The organism is Flavobacterium sp. ASV13 (assembly GCF_000745775.1).
In the GTDB taxonomy this organism is placed as follows: domain Bacteria; phylum Bacteroidota; class Bacteroidia; order Flavobacteriales; family Flavobacteriaceae; genus Flavobacterium.
In genome coordinates, this window is sequence record NZ_JQJY01000013.1 from 1 (window position 1) to 5,958 (window position 5,958).

Sequence of the window (5,958 nt, forward strand, 5' to 3'; positions counted from 1 at the left end):
CTGGGAGGACATAGTCTGATAGTAGTTCAAGTTATCAATCAAATTTTTAAAAAATTAGGAAAAACGATATCCTTTAAAATATTTTTTGCCAATCCAACCATAAAAGCATTAAGCAAAGAATTAAAACAAAGCGAATATTTAAGCATTCCCAAGGCAGCGCAGGATGAATCCTATCCCCTAACTAGCTCACAGAGTCGTTTGTGGATATTGAGCCAACTTGAGGGTGGTTCTTTGGCCTATAATATGCCGGCCGCAGTTAGGTTTACAGGAACTGTTGATTTTGATAAATTTGAAGAATCATTTAGGTTATTAATCAAGCGTCATGAAATTTTAAGAACTTACTTTAAAACAAATGAGCAAGGAGATATCAGACAGTATATCCTTCCTATTGAACAAGTGGAGTTCAGAATAACATTAGAGGATTATCGTTCGGTAGAAAATCAGGAGGAGACAGTTGTTTATTATTTAGAGAAAAGAAATGATGAGCCTTTTGATTTAGAACACGGACCACTTGTAAGGGCTTCTCTGATTCATCTAAACGAGCAAGAATATGTATTTTTCTTATCGATGCATCATATTATTGGAGATGGTTGGTCAATGGAGTTATTGATATCAGAGATTGTAAAAACCTATAATGCTTTAATGCAAGGAGAGGCAATTACTTTACCTGAATTACGTATTCAGTATAAGGATTATGCTGTATGGCTTAATACAACAATTCAGCAAGAAAAACACCAGGTTTCAGAGCAGTATTGGTTAGAGCAGTTTGCGGGCGAACTTCCGGTTTTAGATTTACCGAGTTTTAAAACACGTCCATTGGTTCAGACCTATAATGGGGATAACTTTACACACACTTTTTCGAAAGAATTTTTAGATAAGTTAAAGACCTTTTCAAAAGAACAAGAAGTTACTTTGTTTATGACTTTAATGGCAGGGATAAATGTTTTGCTATATAGATATACAGGACAGGATGATATTATAATTGGAACTCCAATAGCAGGGAGAGAGCATCCTGATTTGGAGAATCAGATAGGAATATATTTGAATACGCTAGCCATACGAACCCAGCTTAAGGAAGGGGCAAGCTTTTTAGATTTGGTAGCTATCCAAAAAGAAACTTTATTAGGAGCTTATGAGCATCAGGGTTATCCTTTTGATGCTTTAGTAGGGAAGTTGAATTTAAATAGGGATGTGAGCCGTTCGGCCTTATTTGATGTCTTGGTGGTTTTACAAAACCAAGGACAGTTAAATAACCTGAATACTGAGGAATTAATCGACTTTGAGGTAAGTGGATTCAATTTTTCTAGAAAGGTTTCTAAATTTGATATCAGTTTTGCCTTTTTTGAAGCAGAAGGATTAGGTTTGACAATAGAATACAATACAGACATCTATGATGGTTATTTGATAGAAAGAATGTTTTCTCATTTTGAGAATCTTGTTAGAGAATCAATAGAACAGCCTGAGACCCTTATTCAAGAATTAAACTATTTAACCCAAGAAGAGAAGCAACAGTTATTGTTAGATTTTAACGATACGGAAGTAGCTTATCCTCAGGATAAAACGATAGTTGATTTATTTGAGGAGCAAGTAGTAAAAACGCCTAATAATGTAGCTGTTGTTTTTGAAGAAAAGGAATTAACGTATCAGGAGCTTAATGAAAAGGCGAATCAATTAATGTATTATTTACAGAAACAAGGAGTAGGATTGGACTCAAAAATTGTTTTGTGTTTTGATAGTTTTATAGATTTACAGATTGTAGGCTTACTAGGGATAATTAAGAGCGGAGCTGTTTATGTTCCAATAGAGCCAGATTATCCTCAAGAAAGAATCCAACATATACTAGATGATACAAAGGCAAGATTCGTATTAACCAGCAGTAATCATTCAGATATTTTTGCCACTACAGATCATAATATACTTTTTCTAGATCAATTAAATTTTAATGAAGAAATTCAAGGGAATAAAATTAGATTGAAGCAAAATGATATTTGTAATATAATATACACATCTGGGTCAACTGGAAATCCAAAAGGTGTATTGGTGAGCCATGGGAATTTAATGGATTATTTATTTGGTTTGTCTTCGAAAATTAAGATAGAAGAGAATAGATCTTTTGCGATGATGTCAACAGTCTCAACAGATTCAGGTAGTACTGTTTTATTTGGCTCTTTAATTTTTGGAAAAACAATCCATATGTTTTCAAAGAATTCATTAAGAGATATAAATTACATTCAACAATATTTTAGAGATAACAAAATTGATTGTATAAAAATAGTGCCTCCTTATTGGGCGTCGTTAAATGAACACGATATGATGCCTACGCCTAACAAAATGATTATTTTTGGAGGAGAGGAACTTACAAATGAAATAGTAGAAACGGCTATAAAAAAGGATCCAAATGTTGTAATTATCAATCATTATGGACCTACAGAAGCAACTATAGGAAAACTATTGCATGTGGTAGAAAGTACCCAAAAAGGAAGATCTATACCTATTGGTAGAGCATTTTCCAATACTCAATTATACATATTGGATAAAAACTTGAAAATTTGCCCAATTGGAGTGAAAGGGGAGCTTTTTATAGGTGGCGATGGTGTAGCCAAAGGTTATTTAAATAATTCAACATTAACCCAAGAAAAGTTTGTAGAAAATTGTATAGATAAGAATCAAGGGAAACTATATAAAACTGGTGATTTGGTAGTTATGCGTCCAGATGGAAATATAGAGTTTATAGGGCGAATGGATAATCAGGTTAAGATATTTGGACATAGAATCGAATTAAATGAAATTGATAGGGCAATTAATCAATTTCCGTTGGTTAAAGCAAGTGTTGCACTTGTGAAAAGTAATGCGAACCATCACAAGAATATAGTATCTTACATTGTAACTGATAAAACGATAGACAAATCAGAATTGCGTAGCTTTCTGCAAGGGAAACTACCTCCTTATATGATTCCGGGGTTCTATGTAGAAATAGAATCAATACCTTTAACACCTATGGGTAAAATAAACAGAAAGGCTTTGCCGGATGTAACTGAAGAAGATATTGTTAGAAAAGAATATATAGGTCCCCGTTCGAAAGAAGAAAAGTTGTTGGTTTCTGTTTGGGAAGATGTATTGAAGAGAGAGTCCATTAGTATTAAAGATAGCTTTTATAATTTGGGAGGAGATTCTATCAAATCCATCCAGATAGTATCAAGGTTAAAACAACGTGGATATACCCTTAAAATCCAACAGATACTTCAAGTGCCGGTATTGGAGGATTTGACAAAATATTTAGAAGTAAACAGCCAGATTGCAGATCAGTCTACGGTATCAGGTGAAGTAGATTTTACCCCAATACAATATCATTTTTTCGAGAACCCTATTTTTAAAGTACACCATCATTATAATCAGTCAGTTTTATTAAAAAGTAAGGAAGAGCTAAATCAAGAATTTTTATCGAAAAGTATAGAATTTTTGATTAAACACCATGATGTGTTACGTATGGTTTATAGTAATTCGGGAGGGAATTGGAAGCAATTTAATCAAGGTATATCAACGAATGATGTTTCCATAATGTTTCATGATTTGCGCGCGGAACAGGATGAATTAGAGGTAATGTTTAATTTAGGAGAAAAGTTGCAATCTAGCTTTAATTTAATGGAAGGACCGTTATTCAAAGTAGGTCATTTTCGATTGAAGGACGGTGATCGATTAGCCCTGATTGTTCATCATTTAGTGGTAGATGGTGTTTCCTGGCGTATTTTGTTGGAGGATTTATCTACACTTTATGGGCAATATAGATTTGGAGAAAAGCCCAAATTACCCTTAAAAACAGATTCTTTTAAATTATGGGCTTCTTTACAGAAGGAGTATGCTTATGGAGATAAGATAAAATTAGAGAAAACTTATTGGGAGGATATTTGTAATCAATTGATTCCTGCTTTTCCGAAGGATATGGAACTTAGCGAATCTACTATTATAAGGAAGGACGGTAGTATTTCTTTTATCTTAAATAAATCTATTACAGAGTTATTGCAAACACAAGTGCATGGTGTTTATAATACAGAGATTAATGATGTTTTATTGACAGGTTTAGGTCTCGCAATAAAAGAGACTTTTGGTATCAACAAAAGTGTTATCAAAATGGAAGGCCATGGAAGGGAGGATATTATAGCTGATGTTGATATCAGTAGGACAGTTGGCTGGTTTACCTCTGTTTATCCCTTTGTATTGAATTTAGCTGATTCAAAACCGGCTATAGATAATTTAATTGGAGTTAAGGAAGATTTAAGAAAGATACCTAACAAGGGTATTGGATATGGAATACTGAAGTATTTATCGGATGGTTTTAGCAAAGGGCTTGAGCCATCGATAGAGTTTAATTATTTAGGAGATTTCGGTAATAATGTAACTAATAAATCAAATTCGTTATTTGAATATTCCTCAGAGAGTATAGGTTTAGATATAGATAGACAGAATGAAAGCGATGTTGCCCTTAGTGTTTCTGGTATTTTGGTCTCAGGCCAACTTAGGATGTCAATAAATTTTTCTAAAGAAATTTATCAGCTAAATACGATTCAAGATTTAGTGGACTCTTACCAAAGAAACCTTACCAATATTATAGAAGAACTAAGTATTATTAAGGAGAATTATCCAACACCATCTGATTTAACTTTTAAAGGCTTGAGTATCGAAGATTTATTTGTGATAAACAGAGATAATACATTAGAGGATGTTTATAAGCTGTCTCCACTACAGCAAGGAATGTACTATCACTGGTTGTCTGAGAAATCGTCCTCAATGTATTTTGAGCAGATGTCTTATAGAATAAAAGCACTGGATTTAGATATCCAGTCAGTACATGAATCCTATGACAAGCTAATATCAAGACATAGTGTATTGAGAACAAGTTTTAACTATGATTTAAGCGATCATCCGTTACAGATAGTGAGAAAAGTAGTTCCAAGTCAATTTTCATATCAAGTAGTACCTCAAGAAATAGATGAGAATGATTATGTGGAAGAAGTAAAGCTAAAAGACAGAGAAAAAGGATTCGATTTAGAGACTTCCTTTTCTCAGATGCGCCTTCAGGTATTGGATATAGGAGATGATCAATACGAGTTTATTTGGAGCCGCCATCATATTCTTACCGATGGTTGGTGTATGAGCATTTTAATAAATGATTTTTATCAAATATTGAATTCGATTGATCTAAAAATACCGTTAAATCTTCCGAAACCATTGCCTTACGCTAACTATATCCAATGGTTAAATAAAATAAACACAAACGATTCCATGGAATATTGGAAAGGTTACTTGAGAAATTACAGTCAAGTTGCCGAAATTCCATTTAAGACACTGTCTACGGAGAATCCTATTTATAAAGAATCTAAAGAGATTTTAAAAATAGAAGGTGATTTATACCAAAGACTAAATAGTATATGTAGTCAAATTGGTGTAACACAAAACACCTTCATACAGTCAGTTTGGGGGTATTTACTGTCAAGATATAACACTACACAAGACGTAGTATTTGGGGCAGTAGTTTCTGGAAGACCTGCAGAGTTAAATGGAGTTGAAAATATGGTAGGCTTGTTTATCAATACAATTCCAGTAAGAGTAAGATACAAAGAAGGAAATACAGCTCTGGATCTGTTAACGCAGGTCCAGAATGAGGCAATATCAGGTAATGCCCATCATTATTTGAATTTGTCTGAGGTACAATCTCAAAGTGAATTGGGGATGAACCTGATTAATCATATTATGGTTTTTGAGAATTACCCAGTACAGGAGGTAATTAAGGAGAATGTACAAAATACCCAAAGTCAAAAAGGTCAAGAATTAACCATAGAATCTATGGAAGTATTTGAACAGACCAATTATGATTTCAGTATCATGGTGATCCCAACACCATTATCATTAATTGTGGAATTGAGGTATAATGCCAATAAATTTGAGCCGCAGTTGATTAAA

Annotated in this window: 1 protein-coding gene; it reads left to right on the forward strand. The window is 33.4% G+C overall.

The window, feature by feature from the left end; translation table 11 throughout:
- A partial coding sequence (locus GQ47_RS20495) for a non-ribosomal peptide synthetase (RefSeq protein WP_035652507.1) occupies window positions 1-5,958 on the forward strand: 5,958 nt, incomplete at both ends.